This window comes from Methylobacterium sp. M6A4_1b, from assembly GCF_053345175.1.
Map to the genome: position 1 here is coordinate 33601 of NZ_JBKEZQ010000018.1, position 15676 is coordinate 49276.

The 15676-nt window shown below is 69.3% G+C and carries 6 protein-coding genes; 3 read left to right on the forward strand and 3 right to left on the reverse strand.

The window, feature by feature from the left end; translation table 11 throughout:
* Nucleotides 1-334 precede the first annotated feature (334 nt).
* Both ACLBWX_RS16725 and ACLBWX_RS16730 read left to right on the forward strand, forming a co-directional pair.
* The gene (locus ACLBWX_RS16725) at nt 335-8740 is read left to right on the forward strand and encodes an ExeM/NucH family extracellular endonuclease (protein ID WP_447678141.1); all 8406 of its coding nucleotides are present in this window, start codon (nt 335-337) and stop codon (nt 8738-8740) included.
* A gap of 383 nt (nt 8741-9123) precedes the next feature.
* Complete coding sequence (locus ACLBWX_RS16730) at nt 9124-9522, forward strand: exopolysaccharide production protein YjbE (protein WP_447678142.1); 399 nt, start codon at nt 9124-9126, stop codon at nt 9520-9522.
* 111 nt (nt 9523-9633) lie between these two features.
* On the opposite strand, the gene ACLBWX_RS16735 is transcribed toward ACLBWX_RS16730, so the two are convergent.
* Nucleotides 9634-10389, reverse strand: coding sequence for a helix-turn-helix domain-containing protein (locus ACLBWX_RS16735; RefSeq protein WP_447678143.1), 756 nt, complete (start codon nt 10387-10389; stop codon nt 9634-9636).
* Nucleotides 10390-10539: 150 nt separating this feature from the next.
* On the opposite strand from ACLBWX_RS16735, the gene ACLBWX_RS16740 reads away from it, so the two are divergent.
* Entirely contained in the window at nt 10540-11736 is a 1197-nt protein-coding gene (locus ACLBWX_RS16740) for an MFS transporter (protein ID WP_447678144.1), read from the forward strand.
* Nucleotides 11737-12123: 387 nt separating this feature from the next.
* On the opposite strand, the gene ACLBWX_RS16745 is transcribed toward ACLBWX_RS16740, so the two are convergent.
* Both ACLBWX_RS16745 and ACLBWX_RS16750 read right to left on the reverse strand, forming a co-directional pair.
* A complete protein-coding gene (locus tag ACLBWX_RS16745) occupies nt 12124-14241 on the reverse strand; it encodes a family 2A encapsulin nanocompartment cargo protein cysteine desulfurase (RefSeq protein WP_447678145.1) in 2118 nt (705 codons plus the stop codon).
* Complete coding sequence (locus ACLBWX_RS16750) at nt 14228-15619, reverse strand: family 2B encapsulin nanocompartment shell protein (RefSeq protein ID WP_447678146.1); 1392 nt, start codon at nt 15617-15619, stop codon at nt 14228-14230. The genes ACLBWX_RS16745 and ACLBWX_RS16750 overlap by 14 nt, the downstream gene beginning before the upstream one ends.
* Nucleotides 15620-15676: the final 57 nt, after the last annotated feature.

Here is a 15676-nt window from a genome sequence, read left to right on the forward strand (position 1 = left end):
CCGGTGGGCCGGAGGCCCTCGCGAACCGCCGCGGGAAAAAACCTCCGGGACCGTGGATCAAGACACGACGATCAATGCTGATCGCGATCGGAAATTGCTTTGCCGTGACCTGATCGGCGAGCAGATCGCGGGTTCGATTTGCTTTCATCGATCTGTCACGTGGCGGATCTATTGGCTGCCTGAGCCTGATCTGTCCTGATGCGGCGGAGCGGACGTCCTTCCGGTGGCGTGAAGCCCTCGGGAAAGGCGGCCCGCTCGCGCGCCGCCGACCGGACATGCGGGCTCGCGACCAGGTCGCCGGTCACCGGCGCGTCCGCCTCCGCAGAGTGTCCGCATGACCACGACGCCGCACGTTCTCGCGAACGATCCCCTGCTCCAGGCCTGGACCGATACCGGCGCGATCACGACGAACGACGACTGGAGCAGGGTCCCCGCCATCGTCGGATATCTGGGTCAGGACCTCACCACCGTCACCGGCACAGACCCGCAGGGCATCACCGGCGATTCGGCCCTGCCGAACGATGCGGACGTCGTCGCCAACCAGACCAGTCCCGCTACCCTGGGGTCCGGCGGCGTCGCCGAGTTCGAGCTCGCCGACCCGACGATCGCCCTGCAGGGCTCGGGCACGGCGGATGCGCCGAGCCTCGTGCTCTACCTCGATGCCACCGGGCGACGGGACATCACGGTGGCCTTCAACGCCCGCGACATCGACGGCTCGGCCGACAACGCCGTCCAGACCGTCGCCCTTCAGTACCGGACCGACGGCGGCGCCTGGAAAAACCTGCCGGCCGGCTTCGTGGCCGATGCCAGCACCCAGGGCAGTGCCACGCAGGTGACCCCCGTCAGCGTCGCCCTGCCGGCCGATGCCGACGGCGCGGCGGGCCTTCAGGTTCGCATCCTGACCGCCAACGCGGTGGGCAGCGACGAGTGGATCGGTATCGACGACATCGCGGTCTCGAGCCTGAGCGCGTCGGCTACCCTGCCGGCCCTGTCGATCGCCGATGCGCAGGTGATCGAGGGCCAGGCGGGCACGGCCAGCCTGACCTTCACGGTCTCGCTCAGCGCCCCCGCCCCGGCCGGCGGCGTGACCTTCGACCTCGCCACCGCCGACGGCACCGCCCAGGCCGGTTCCGACTACGTCGCCATCGCCCTGGCCGGGCAGACGATCGCGGCCGGCGCCACCTCCGCCACCTTCGGCGTGCTGGTGACCGCCGACGGGGTCTTCGAGGCCAACGAAACCTTCGCCCTGCGGGTGACGAACGTCGTCGGCGCCACCGTCACCGATGGCGAGGCGGTCGGAACCATCGTCAACGACGACGCCGCCACCGTGATCAATGGCGTGGCGGTGTTCGATGCGGCGCCCTCCCTCCAGGGGTTTCAGGGGGCGACCGCGACGACCCCGCCCTCCCCCACCGGCGCGCTGCAACTCGTCCGTCTGGGCAGCTACGCCACCACCAACGACCCGAGCACCACCGCCGCGGCCAATGCCGAGGTGGTGGCCTACGACCGCACCACCGGCAGCCTTTACATCCAGAACACCAACGAGAACCGGATCGAGATCGTGGGCATCGGCGCCGACGGGCAGATGGCCAAATCCGGCGAGATCAGGCTCGCCTGCCTCGACCAGTATGGGTCCGTGAACTCGGTGGCGGTCTCGAACGGCCTCGTCGCCGTGGCCTACGCCAATGCCACCGGAGATCAGCCCGGCCGCGTCGCCCTGTTCGACCGGGCCGGCACCCTGCTCAAGTCGGTGACGGTCGGTGTCGGCCCCGACCAGATCGTCTTCACCAGCGACGGCACGAAGCTCCTCGTCGCCAACGAGGGCGAGCAGTTCACGAGCGCCGTCAACCCGGTCGGCAGCGTCTCGATCCTCGATCTCTCCGGGGGCGCGGCCAGTGCCGGCGTCAGCGCCACCGTGGGTTTCGATGCCCTCGACGGCAGCGAGGCGGCCCTGCGCGCCAAGGGCCTCGCGATCACCGCGGGCAAGAGTGCCGCCGCCGACATCGAGCCCGAATACATCGCCCTCTCCCCCGACAACCGCTTCGCCTACGTGACCCTTCAGGAGGTCAATGGCATCGCGGTGATCGACCTTACCAATCCCGGCACCGCCCCGATCGCGATCCAGCCGCTCGGCTCCGTCAACCATTCGCTGCCCGGCAACGAATTCGACGCCTCCGACCGTGACGGTGCGGGCGGCACGGCCTCGATCCGCATCGCCAACACGCCGGCCAACGCGCCGATCTACGGCCTGCTCCAGCCCGACGGTGCGGCGAGCTTCGCCCTGAACGGCGTGACCTACGTCGTCACCGCCAACGAGGGCGACCAGCGCGTCATCGGCGGCGCCGACGATTCGGCGGACGTGGCCCGCCTCTCCAGCATCGCCAACAGCCGCCTCACACCCGAGCTGCAGGCGCTGAAGGCCGATCCCGCCTATGCCCGCCTCAACGTCCTGCTGCGCACGGGCGACACCGACAACGACAGCGTCATCGACCAGCTCAACACCCTCGGCGGCCGCGGCATCTCGATCTTCCGCCAGGAGGCCGACGGCGCGCTGATCAAGGTGCGCGAGACCGGCGGCGAATTCGAGAAGATCTTCGCGAGCCTCAACCCGCAGCGCTTCAACAACGACCAGGTGGTGGCCAACACCCCCGACGACCGCTCCGACAACAAGGGTCCCGAACCCGAGGGCGTCACGATCGGCACCGTCGCTGGCCGCACCTACGCCTTCGTGGGCCTCGAGCGCCAGAGCGGCGTGATCGTCTACGACGTCACCGATCCCGAGAACGCGGCCTACGTCTCCTACGTGCCGCCGCTGCCGGGCGTCTCCGCCGATCTCGGCCCGGAGGTGCTGACCTTCATCGCCGCCGACCGCAACCCCACCGGCACGCCGCTCCTCGTCACCACCAACGAGGCCGGCGGCGGCGCGACCCTCTACGCCGCCCTGCCCCAGGGCTACGCCCAGGCGATCGCCTTCCAGCCGGGCTCCTTGGCCGTCGCCAAGGCCGAAGGCGATGCCGGCACCACCACCTTCGCCTTCACGGTGGAGCGCACGGGCGGCACGCTGGGCAGCCTCGCCTTCACGGCGGAGCTCGGCGGCGCGGGGGCGGACGGCGCCGATTTCGCTGGCGGCCCCAGCCTGCCGGCGACCATCGCGGGCACCATTCCGGCGGGCGCGGCCTCGGCTGTGGTCACCGTCACGGTCCAGGGCGATGCGCTTCCGGAGGCCAATGAGGGCTTCACGGTCACGCTGAAGGGCGCCAGCGCCGGCCAGAGCGGAGTGACGGCAGCCCTGGCTACGACCGGCATCGTGGCCACCGGCACCATCCTCAACGACGATGTCACCCTGGTCTCCGCCGTGCAGGGCACGGGCAGCGCGAGCCCGATCGCCGGCCGCACCGTCACGGTGGAGGCGATCGTCGTCGGCGACTTTCAGACCGGCGATACCGACGCCAAGCGCAACCTCGGCGGCTTCTACCTTCAGGAGGAGGCCGCGGATGCGGACGGCAACCCGCTGACCTCCGAGGGCGTGTTCGTCTACGAGGGGGCCGGCAACCTCCTGAAGGATCTCCAGGAAGGCGATCGCGTCCGGGTCACCGGCACCGTCGGCGAGTTTAGCGGCGAGACGCAGATCACGGTCACCGACGCGGCCCAGATCCAGGTCGTCCAGGCCGGTGCGCTCTCGGTTGCCGCCCTCAAGGCCGCCGCCACGGTGGTCGACCTTCCCGCCGCCGCCACGATCGGCACCGGCACCACGGCGCAGCCCGACCTCGAGCGCTACGAGGGCATGCTCGTCCGGTTCGGCCAGGCGCTCACCATCACCGAGCAGTTCAACCTCGACCGCTTCAACGAGATCCGCCTCGCGGCCGGCGGGCGCCCGGAGACCTTCACCAACGCGTTCGAGCCGAACGCCGCCGGCTACGTAGCCTACTTTGCGCAGGTCGCGGCGCGCTCGATCACCTACGACGACGGGCTCAACGTCCAGAACCAGCCCGTCGATCTCCTCGACGGCTTCGGCCCGGCCTATTCCACCGCCACCGCGCCCCGGATGGGCGACACGGTGACGGGCCTCATGGGCGTGCTCGGCTACGGCCCCGCCAATGCCTACCGGGTCCGAGCGATCGACGACGGCGACAATGCTTTCGTGCACGCCAATCCCCGCCCGGCCGCCCCCGACGATGTCGGCGGCAGCCTGAAGGTCGGCAGCCTCAACGTGCTGAACTACTTCCGCACCCTCGACAGCGACGGCTCCGCCACGGGCGTGAAGACCGCCATCGGCCTCGACCCGCGCGGCGCCAACAATGCCGCCGAGTTCGACCGCCAGACAGCCAAGCTCGTCACCACGGTGATCGCCTCCGGGGCCGACGTGTTCGGCCTGACCGAGCTGGAGAACCAGTTCCAGCCCGGCAACCCGGGCAACGCCCTCGAATACCTCGTCGGGCAGCTCAATGCCCGCGCCGGCGCCGGCACCTACGACTGGGTCCGGCCCGGCGCCCAACTCGACCAGGGTCAGTTCCTCGGCGGCGACGCCATCGCGGTGGGCTTCGTCTACAAGCCCGGCAAGGTCTCGGTGGCGCTGAACACCACCGTCGAGAAGCTCGACGACTCGGACGTCCAGGTCTTCGATCCTGCCCTGCTCCAGCAGAGCACGATCGGCCACATCTTCAACGGTGCCAACACCAGCCGCGCCGCGCTCGCGGTGACCTTCCGCGAGACCGCCACGGGCGAGGACTTCACGGCGGTCATCAACCACCTGAAGTCGAAGAGCGGGGCCGGTACGGGCGCCGATGCCGACCAGGGCGACGGCCAGGGCGGCTGGCAGCAGCAGCGGGAGCTGGCTGCCACCGCACTCAAGGAATGGCTCACCCTCAAGCCGACGGGAACGCAGGACGGCGACGTCGTCCTGCTCGGCGACTTCAACGCCTACATCAAGGAGGACGCCCTCGACGTCCTCAAGGCCGGCGGCTTCACCAACCCCGCCGAGGACCGCCTCGCCAACCCGTATTCCTACGTCTTCGACGGGGCCTACGGCGCTCTCGACCACGCGCTGGCCAATGCGAGTCTGAACCGCCAGGTCACCGGCGTCACCGAGTGGCACATCAACGCCGACGAGGCGGATGCCATCGACTACAACCTCGATTTCGGCCGCTCCGCCGCCTATTTCGACGGGCTCGTTCCCGCCCGTGAATCCGACCACGACCCGATCCTGGTCGGGCTGCGCCTCGACCAGACCGCGCCGCGCCTCGTCTCCGCGACGCCGGCCGACGATACCCTCAAGGTGGCGGTGGGCGCCAGCATCGTCCTGACCTTCAGCGAGGCGGTGCGGGCCGGCAGCGGCACCCTCACGATCACGGACGGGACCGGCGACACCCACGCCATCGCGGTCGGCGACACCTCCCAGGTCTCCATCAGCGGCACCACGGTGACGATCGACCCAGGCACCGATCTCAGGGCCGGTACCGCCTACGACGTGATCGTCCCGGCGGGCGCCCTCCTCGACACGGCCGGCAACGCCTTCGCCGGCATCCCTCAGGACCAGCTCGACTTCACGACGGAGACCCCGCCGGCCATGACCTACACGCTCCAGATCCTGCACGCCTCCGACTGGGAGGCCGGCCTGCTCGCCACGCAGCGCGCTGCGAACTTCGCCGCCATCGTCGACAAGCTCGAAGACGCGACACCGAACTCGATCACCCTCTCCACCGGTGACGGCTGGATCCCGAGTCCGTTCTTCATCGCGGGCGCCGATCCGCAGCTCGCCGCGACCTATAACGGTGTCTACAACCAGCTCTACGGGCTCACCGGGTCGGCCGCCTACACCAAGCTCGCGGCCTCGGTGGGCCGGGCCGACATCACCATCCAGAACATCATCGGCGTCCAGGCGGCGGTGTTCGGCAACCACGAGTTCGATTCGGGGCCCACCGAGGTGGCCAACATCATCGGGGCCAATCTCGGCACTGCGGCGGGCAATGCCGACGACACCTGGGTCGGCGCGCAGTTCCCCTACCTCTCCGCCAACCTGAACTTCTCGCGGGAAGCGGCGCTCTCGGGGCTGGTCAACCCGAACCTCTCGAACGCCACCTTCGCCCAGACCGGCCCGGCCTCGACCCAGACGGGCACGGGGGCGGACAAGATCGCCAAGTCCACGATCCTTGTCGAGAACGGCGAGAAGATCGCCTTCGTGGGCGCCACCACCCAGCTTGAGCCGCTGCTGACGACCCTCGGCAACGTCACGCTGGACGGTTTCACCGGCCAGGACAACATCGCCCTGCTGGCCCAGCAGATCAACGCCGAGGTCGATCGGGTGCTCGCCGCCAACCCGGACGTGAACAAGGTCATCGTCGGCACGCACCTGCAGCAGCTCGCCAACGAGCAGGCCCTGGCGCCGCTGCTGCGCAACGTCGACGTGCTCATCGGCGGTGGCTCGCATACTCTGCTGGCCGATGGCGACGACCGCCTGCTTCCCGGCGACACGGCCGCGGGCGGCTACCCGCAATTCTACACCAATGCCAGCGGCCAGACCCTGCTCCTGGTGAACACCGCCTCCGAATATTCCTATCTCGGCCGCCTCAACGTCACCTTCGACGAGCGGGGCAACGTCATCCGCGAGTCGGTGAACCCGGCCACCAGCGGTGCGGTCGCGGTGGACGACGCCACCGTGGCCGGGCTCTACGGCTCGACGGCCGCCGCGTTCACCCCCGGATCCAAGGGTTTCCTCGTCCGCGAGGTGATCGAGGGGCTCGACGCCGACAACGACGGCGTTCAGGAGACCGCCGGCATCGCCGACGTGATCCGCCAGCAGGACGGCAACATCCTCGGCCGCACCAGCGTCTATCTGGAGGGCCGGCGCGGCGAGGTCCGCACCGAGGAGACCAACCTCGGCGACCTCTCGTCGGATGCGAACCTCTGGTACGCCAAGCAGTTCGATGCGGGCGTCACGGTCTCGATCAAGAACGGCGGCGGCATCCGCGATTCGATCGGCTCCTTCTCCACGGCCGGCGGCGGCACCAGTGAGCTGCCCCCGGCGGCCAACCCCTCGGCCGGCAAGCAGGCCGGCGATATCTCGCAACTCGACGTCACCAACTCCCTGCGCTTCAACAACAACCTCGCGGTCGTCACCGTCACGGCCGCCGAGCTGGAGCGCATCCTCGAGCACGGCGTCGCCGCGGTGGCGCCGGGAGCGACCCCGGGCCAGTTCGCCCAGGTCGGCGGTATCTCCTACAGCTTCGATGCCACGAAGCAGGCCCAGACCCTCGATGTGAACGGCAACGTCAGCCGTGAGGGCCAGCGCATCGTCAACGCGGCGATCATCGATGCCGACGGCCGCGTCCTCGACACCCTGGTCCAGAACGGCCAGGTGGTGGGCGATGCCGGCCGCGCCATCAAGGTCGTGACGCTCGACTTCCTCGCCACCGGCACCGCCTCGGCGCCGGGCTTAGGGGGCGACAACTATCCCTTCCCGGCCTATGGCGAGAACAAGATCGCCCTGCGCGACGCCGCCCCGGTCACCCTTCCCGACACCGAGACCTTCGCGGCCAAGGGCTCCGAGCAGGACGCTTTGGCCGAGTACCTGAAGGCGTTCCACGCCGTCACGCCCTACGGCACCGCCGATACCGGACCGGCCGGCGACCTGCGCATCCAGAATCTCTCGGCTCGGGCCGACACCGTGTTCCAGCGCGGGACCGCCAAGACCGGCACGGACGGCGGGGACACCCTCCAGGGCACGGCCTTCAGCGACATGCTGGCGGGCGGCGCCGGGGACGACATCATCGTCAACAGCCTCGGCGACGACATCTTGATGGGCGGTGGCATCGCCGGCGCGGTCGGCAACGACACCTTGATCTTCCAGTCGCGCCTCGCCGACGCGCAGGTCACGCAGGACGGCAACTTCACCATCGTCACCGGGCCGGAGGGCCGCGACACGATCGGCGGCTTCGAGCGCATCCTGTTCTCGGACACGACCATCGTCCTCAACGACGCCAATCCGCTGGTGAACGACCTCTACTACCTCGCCCGGTACAAGGACGTCCTGGCCTCCGGCCTGGACGCCGACGACCATTATGCCCAGTTCGGCGCCCGCGAGGGCCGCGACCCGAACGCCTTCTTCTCGACCAAGGGCTACCTCGCCGCCAACCCGGACGTGGCCGCCTCCGGCGCCAACCCGCTGACGCAGTACGCCCAGGGCGGTTGGAAGGAGGGACGCGACCCGGGCGCCGCCTTCGACAACGAGGCCTACCTCGCCCGCAATCCCGACGTGAAGGCGGCCGGCGTCAACCCGCTGGCGCACTACCTCGAGTTCGGCCAAGCGGAAGGGCGCGCCACCTTCGCGGCCGTGGGCCGGCCCACCGACATCAAGGGCGGCTTCGATGCGGAGTACTACCTGCTCGCCAATACGGACGTGGCCCTCGCGGCCTCACGGGCGGGCGGCGACACCTTCGCCTTCGCACGCCAGCACTTCGACGCCACGGGCTGGAAGGAGGGCCGCGATCCCAACGCGATCTTCGACACCAAGGGTTACCTGGGGGCCTACACCGACGTGGCCCGGGCGGGCATGAACCCGCTCGACCACTACGAGACCTTCGGCGTCAAGGAGGGCCGGGATCCGGCGGCCGACTTCGACACCAAGGCCTACCTCAAGGCCAACCCGGACGTGGCCCAGGCCGGCCTCGACCCGATGCAGCACTTCCTGCAGTTCGGCTTCGTCGAGAACCGCACCGTTCTCAACGACGGCATCTTCGGCTGATCCGGGGCGTCCACACCGAACCCCGAACCTGCGTTTCGGCCGGGCTAAGCCCCGGCCGATCGGCCTGCCGCCGGTCAGCCGGCGGTGCGCGGATCGGGCGGAAACACCGGCGCCGTCGGTTCCTGCCGGACCGTGGGATCACGACTCTCGAAATCAGGATCGATCGAGATAGGTTGACCGACGCAGGACTTCGTCGGCGTCCAGAGTCTGTCGGTCGATGGGCGATAGAGCTTCGTGTTTCAACGTAGCCTGCGACAGAAAATCCCGGATGATCAGCTGAGGATATCTTGGCAGATCCTTTTGCAGAACGATCCGTCGCGGCCGGGAACCGAACTCCCAGTGCGGAATTATACTTCGCGATACCATCTTCGGAGGAACGCCAAGTGAAATTCTCGACGATTGCCGGCGCTGCTGCCATCTTCGCGCTCACCGCCGGGACCGCGCTCGCCGCCCCCTGCAATACCGGTTCGACGAAGGGCAACAGCCCCGGTCAGCAGGCTGCGAACGACAAGAGCTCGGCCGCCGATCAGGGCAGCAAGAACCTCGCCGGTGGACAGCAGCCCGCCTCGCCCGGAACCGTCGGCGCCATGAACAACGTCGGTGCCAACCAGATGGTGGGCGACAAGCCCGGCGCGGACGCCAAGAACGATCAGGGCGGCGGCGTCGGCACGTCCAGCAAGAACCTCGCCGGCGGCCAGCAGCCCGCCTCGCCCGGGACCGTTGGCGCCATGAACAACGCGGGCGCGAACCAGGAGCTCGGTAAGAAGGGCGACGATTGCTGATCGCCTGATCGTTACGGTTCGATCCCGATGCCTGCCCGGTCTCTGATCGGGCAGGTTTTTTTCTTGGGCGATGCCGCCTCCCAGACCTTCCTGTCCACGAGTGGCGTCTCTTCAGGTATCCCGCGTATTGCCGACCAAGGCATCCGTCCTGCTGCGCAGGGCCTGAAGGCTCCGGTAGCCGACCGATGCCGCGACTTGGCGCGGGTGCCGGCCGTCGGCGGCCAGGGCCAGGGCGCGCACCACGCGGGCCCGCGCCCGCCATTGTCCGAAAGTCAGGCCCGTCTCCCGGCGAAATCCCCGCGTCAGGGTCCGACGGCTCAGGCCCGCCTGCTCGGCCCAGGCGTCGAGGTCGAGCGCTCGGGCAGGATCGCGGATCAGGCCGAGGCAGACCCGGCGAAGCCGAGGATCGCGCGGCAGGGGCAGGGTCAGGCGAGTCTCGGTGGTGCGGCCGATCTCATCGAGGATCAGGGCCGCCAGGTGCCCGCCCCGCCCGGACTCGTCGTAGAGCACGGGCTCGTTCGTCAGGGCGACCAGGGCTGCGGCCAGCAGTGCCGAGACCTCGATCACCCGGGCCCGGCGGGGAAAGCCGGAGATCGCCCCCTCCGCGAGGTAGGCCGAGCACATCGCCACATCCCCGTGCATAACGACCGCGTGCGGCAGGCCGGGTGGGATCCAAAGGGCATGCCCCTCAGGCACGACCCAGGTCCCGTCCTCGGCGGTGGCCATCATCAGGCCCGCGGTGGCGTAGAGCAGTTGCGCCCGTGGATGCTGATGCAGGTCCGTAATGCTGCCGGCCGCGAAGGTCTTGGGCATCACCGCGACGGCGCGCGGGACATCCTGGTAATCCTCCGCCCGGATCGAACGCACGGCTCCCCCCCCCCCCCCCCCCTGGCCCGATTGCGTACATCTTCGGCCCGACGCCATTCAACGGGTCAGTTAGACAGGAGGCAAGCCCCCCGCAGAGGGCGGCCGGAGTCGGGATTCGAAAGGGTCCCTGCCAGAGGAGATGTCCGACCGATGGATGCCGAAACCCTGTCCCGTCGCACCCTGCGCTTCGTCAACGTGGCGCATGCGCTCGATCATTTCGTCCTGCTGATCTACCCGACCGCCGTGATCGCGATCGCGGCCCAGACCGGCCTCGGCTACGGCGAGCTGATCAAGCTCGCGACCGGCGCCTTCGTGGCCTTCGGCCTCTGCGCCCTGCCGATGGGCTGGCTCGCAGACCGGTTCGGGCGCCGCAACATGCTGGCGGTCTTCTTCTTCGGCTACGGCCTGTCCTGCCTCGGGGTGGCCCGTGCGACCAGCCCGACGGCATTCACCGGGTGGCTCTGTGTGCTCGGGCTCGCCTCCGCGATCTACCACCCCGTCGGTTCGACCATGCTGGTGACCCATGCACGCCGCCTCGGCCGCGACCTCGGCGTGAACGGAGTCTGGGGCAATCTCGGCGCCGCCACGGCCTCCGGAGTGACGGCGCTCCTCGCCACGGCCTTCGGATGGCAGGCAGCCTTCATCGTGCCGGGCCTGTTCTGCCTCGCCTGCGGGGCGGCGTTCCTGGCTCTCGTGCCCGGGGACGGTGCCGGATCGCAGGGCAAGGCCGGGGCGAAACCCATCATCCCGGTCGCGCGCCCGATCCCCCTCCTCGTGGTCTTTGCCTTCGCGATCGTGGCGGGCGGAATGACCTTCAACATCACCACGATCGCCTTGCCCAAGGTGGTCGACGAGCGCGTCGGCGACGGCCTGCCCCTCGTCCTGATTGGTTCCGTGGCCACCCTGGTCTTCGTCTTCGGAGCCCTGACGCAGCTGCTGATGGGACGCCTGATCGACCGCTACAGCTTGCCGGCGCTCTTCCTCGGCCTGTCCGTCCTGCAGCCGCTGGGCCTCGGCATTGCGGCGTCGAGCACGGGCCTGCCGCTCCTGGCCGGCCTCGTGCTCACGATGGCGGCCCTCTACGGGCAGGTCGTCATCAACGATGCGATGGTGGCCCGGTACGTGCCCCCGCTCTACCGAGCCAGAGCCTACAGCGTGCGCTACTTCCTCGGATTCACCGTGAGCGGGTTCGTGGTGCCGATGATCGCCCTTCTGCACGACCGCGGCGGCTTCAGCTTGGTCCTGGGGATCGCCGCCGCCTTCGGCGCGGTGATCTTCGCCGCAGCCCTGAGCTTCTACGCGCTTGCGCGACAGGCCGGATCTCACGCGATCGCTCCAGCGGCTTAGGCGGTCTTACAGCGTCGGAGCCGGAACGCTGTCAAACGGGGCCGTCGCTTCACTCCGTCCCCACGACGGAGCGGAAGCCAGCGTGGGCGTTTTAGGGGATTCCCTCCTGAATGAAGGCCCGGGTCGCTCGCCGAAGAGGCTGAGCCGCCGTCCAAGACGCACCATCAACGCGACTGGGCCGTCTCCCGGCCGAAAAATCTGTTCGACGCGACGAACAGCCCAATCTCGCGAAACCGGGACATCACCCGACCGCAGAAGCCCCGATCCCCGACCTTTTGACGCGGCCCGGACCCAACCCCGGCATACACCTGCAGGTGGCGCGGCCCGATTGCGGACCTCAGTCATCGGACCTCGCAGGACATGGGACCGAGGCGAGATCCTTTGGGGTTATCGTCGCGGCAGACTGTGCAGGCCTTTCAGGAACGCATCGACATCTGCACGCGTGTTGTAGAAGGCCAGGGAGGCCCGCACCGACTGATCGACGCCGAAGCGGCGCAGGGCGGGAAGGGCACAGTGATGGCCCGAGCGTACCGCGATGCCGCTTGCGTCGAGGTGGCGGGCCACGTCCTCGTTGGCATGGCCATCGATGACGAAGGACATCACGCTCGCCTTCTGCCGTGCGGTGCCGATGAGGCGAAGTCCCTTCACGTCGACAAGTCCGGCCTGGGCATATTCGAGGAGGTCATGCTCGTAGGCGGCGATGCCGGGAAGCCCGACGCCCTCCAGATAGTCGAGGGCGGCGCCGAGGCCCACGGCGCCGGCGATGTCGGGAGTGCCGGCCTCGAACTTCTCCGGCGCGCCCTTGTAGACGGTTCGGGCGAAGGTGACGTCCTCGATCATGTGGCCGCCGCCCTGCCAGGGCGGCATCGCCTCGAGCAGGTGTGCCTTGCCGTAGAGGGCGCCGATGCCCGTCGGTCCGAACACCTTGTGGCCGGAGAAGACGAGGAAGTCGGCATCGAGCGCCTGAACGTCGAGGGGGATGTGCGGCGAGGACTGCGCCGCATCCACCAGCACCGGCACGCCGTAGGCATGGGACAGCGCGATGATCTCCGCCACCGGATTGATGGTCCCGAGCGCATTGGCGACATGGGTCACAGAGACGATCTTGGTGCGGCCCGAGAGCAGAGCGGCGAACTGCTCGAAGATGATCTCGCCGCGGTCGTCGACCGGGATCACCCGCAGGGTCGCGCCGGTGGCCTGGGTCAGGAGCTGCCAGGGGACGATGTTGGCGTGGTGCTCGATCTGGCTGACGATGATCTCGTCGCCCGGTCCCACATGAGCGCGGCCGTAGGAATTGGCCACGAGATTGATCGCCTCGGTGGTGCCCCGCAGGAAGACGATGTCGTCCTTCGACGGTGCGTTGAGGAAGCGCCGCACCCGCTCGCGGCCACCCTCGAACAAGTCCGTCGCGCGGGCGGCCAGGGTGTGGGCGGCCCGGTGGATATTCGAGTTGTGACGGCCGTAGAACTCCGACGTGGCGTCGATGACGCTCTGCGGCTTGTGGGTGGTCGCCGCGTTGTCGAGCCAGACCAGCGGATGGCCGTTCACGCTCTGATGCAGGGCCGGGAAGTCCTTGCGGACGCGCTCGACGTCGAAGGGCGCCGCGACCGGGCTCGACCCATGGGAGGTCACGCGCGGGGCCGGCCCGCCGTGCCGTGAGGGCTCGGCGCGCGGGGAGGCGTGCGGCTTCGACGGGTGCCGCGAGGCCGTCTGGAAGGAGTCCGTCAGGAAGTAATAGTCGCCCGACGCGGACGCCGTGTCGCCGCCCCGCTGCGCCGCGTGCACGGGTTCACCCGAGAGCCGCCCCGAGCGCTGGAGGTTTTCGCGCTTGAAGTTTTCCTGGGCGACGTCCCCGCCGCGCTGCGATGGATCGGCCGGCACGAGGCTCGGTGCGATCGCATGTGCGAAAGCGTTCGCGCGCGGATGGTCCTGGGCGATCGTCCGGTGCAGGTCCGAGCCGCCGGGCAGGAAGGCGGCCACCTCCTGGACGGTGGGCACGAAGAACTCCGGCAGGCCGCGCCGCGCTGACAATGGGTCGCGCCGCGCTGACAATGGGTCGGCGAGGGGATGGACCGAGGGGATCGCCGCCGTCTCGAGGAAGCCAGCGCCCGCCGGTGCGGGCGTTGCGCCGAACGGGTTTGCGGCCGACGGTCCGGTCAGACCCGGCAGCCCGACGCTCGGGCCACCGAAGTTGCGCGCCCCGAGCGCCGAGGCGTCGGGTTGGAAGCCCGCCGGCAGGGTGCCCGAGGGCGTACCGATGGCGGTACTCGGCAGCGCGGGCTGCCCGGGGCCCTGGGCAAGGCTCTCCAGACCCTGGGGAGCTTGCTGGGGAATCTGCGGCGCGACCGGCAGCGCGGGAGCCAGGAGCGCGGACGCCGCCTGCTCCTGGCCGTAGATCTCGCGGGCGAGGCGCCCGACCAAGTCGGCATGCGCCGTGTCGCCGGCCGCGCCCGTGGGGAGGCCGAAGGCGGACGATCCCAACACGCCAGCCTCAGGCGTAGTCATGGTAGTTGCCCAGGAGCACGTTATCGAGGCGGGCGATCGCGTCCTCCACCAGCACGGCGGCGGAGAAGTAGCGGGTCACCAGGTGCGAGGCGATGGAATGGTCGTTGGTGCCCATGTAACGCACCGACAGGCCGGGCTCGATCTCGCCCGTGACACCGGATTTCTGCAGGCCGACCACGCCTTGCTCGCCCTCGCCGACCCGCAGCAGCAGGATCGAGGTGGTTTGAGCGCCGGTGACCGGATCGGTGTCGATCGGCAGTTTGTCGCTCGGCACCAGCGGCACGCCGCGCCAGGTGATGAAGGGCGCGCCGAACAGGTGGATCACCACTGGGGGCACGCCGCGCCGGGTGGCTTCCCGGCCGAAGGCCGCGATGGCGCGGGGGTGCGCGACGAAGAAGGCGGGCTTCTTCCAGACCAGCGTCAGCAGCTCGTCGAGGTCGTCCGGGGTGGGCGGGCCGCCGCGGGTCGGGATGCGCTGGCGACCGCCGACCTCGTTCAGAAGGCCGAACTCGGAATTGTTGAGCAGCTCCCACTCCTCCCGCTCCTTCACGGCATCGACCGTGAGGCGGATCTGCTCGCGCAGCTGGTCGATCTCGTTGGAGTAGAGGTCGGTGACGCGGGTGTGGGTGTTGAGGATCGTCTGGATCGTCGAGAGGTGGTACTCGCGCGGGTCGATCTCGTAATCCACGAAGGTGGTCGGCAGGCGGGGCGCGCCGGTGTGCACGGCGAGCAACTCGATGCCCTGCTCGCCGTGGCTGTTCGTGTGCCCCTTCAGGCGGTCGCGATCCTCGACATACTGCGCGATGCGGTTCTTGACGGCATCGTCGTCGAGGGCCGCCCGGTCGAGGGTGAGCAGCGTGACGGCCGAGAGCGCCGTGACGGCGGGAGCGGGCTGGCCGGCTCCCGTGAGGGTGTCGTCGCCGAAGAAGTCGCCGCGGGTGGCGAGACCCGAGCGCAGGCGATTCTTGTAGGGACCGGACAGCGACAGCTCGACGGTGCCGTCGGCGACGATGGTCAGGCTGCGGTCGCCCGCGCCGCCTTCCGAGATCGTTTCGCCGGCCTTGTGCTTGCTCTCGGTGAACCGGTCGGCGAGGGCCGCGAGCTCGGCATCGCCCAGCCGGCTGAAGGGCGGCACTGCGCGCAGGGAGGCGGGGCTGATCGCGCGCGCCTTGTCGGCGGCGGCGAACTCGATGCGGCCGGGCTTGGCCAGCACGACGGCGCGTCGGTTCACGCGGTAGACGCCGCCATCCACGTTGACGAAGGGCAGGAGCCGCAGGAGCCAGCGCGGGGTGTTGGCGAGGTTCTGGACCGACGTGACGGTCGCCGTCGATAGATTGCGTGCTGCGGATGCGCCCACGCTTTGCCCCTGTCCGCTCATGGTTCGTCGTCTCCGTCTGAATTGTCGGGTGATGCCGTGCGCATTCGGCCATGCATC

What these genes read in the sequence shown, in the direction of transcription:
- ACLBWX_RS16725 (WP_447678141.1), top strand. Translation starts at nt 335, where the DNA reads ATGACCACGACGCCGCACGTTCTCGCGAACGATCCCCTGCTCCAGGCC.
- ACLBWX_RS16740 (WP_447678144.1), top strand. Translation starts at nt 10,540, where the DNA reads ATGGATGCCGAAACCCTGTCCCGTCGCACCCTGCGCTTCGTCAACGTG.
- ACLBWX_RS16745 (WP_447678145.1), bottom strand. Translation starts at nt 14,241, where the DNA reads ATGACTACGCCTGAGGCTGGCGTGTTGGGATCGTCCGCCTTCGGCCTC.
- ACLBWX_RS16750 (WP_447678146.1), bottom strand. Translation starts at nt 15,619, where the DNA reads ATGAGCGGACAGGGGCAAAGCGTGGGCGCATCCGCAGCACGCAATCTA.